At 43.9% G+C, this 417-nt stretch carries 1 pseudogene; it reads left to right on the top strand.

Features of this window, described 5'->3' with window-relative positions:
- Positions 1–417 (top strand): annotated as a pseudogene (locus AB4486_RS24315) (alpha-mannosidase); the annotation flags it as partial.

The raw sequence follows: 417 nt of genomic DNA on the forward strand, positions 1-417 counted from the left end.
AAACCACTGAAGGTGCTGTGGCGTTAGCTGAGCCAAATAAAGCCGTTGTGATTAATGGTAGTGGGCTTAAAGAGTTTCAAATCATCAAGGGGCAACGCTCAGACAAAATCGCACTCACCCTCTTCAAGGGTACTGGTGTACTTGGTAAAGATGACTTAGCGTGGCGACCAGGTCGTGCTTCTGGCATCAATAATACCGTAGTACACACTCCTGATGCACAACTACAAAAATCCATGCAATTTAGTTTTGCTTTGGCATTAACGAAAGATGCTCAGCACAACACAATTCGTCGGTTAGAGCGCGAATACCTTGACGCACCATTTAGCTATCAAAAGCAAATGTTGAACAGTTTTGAGAATCGATTAGAGCGCTTCCAAGTTCGATTTGATTCACGTGAGCGTTTGGCTTCATTTAACC

The sequence above is a fragment of the Vibrio sp. 10N.222.55.C6 genome (assembly GCF_041473395.1).
Taxonomy (GTDB): domain Bacteria; phylum Pseudomonadota; class Gammaproteobacteria; order Enterobacterales; family Vibrionaceae; genus Vibrio; species Vibrio crassostreae_C.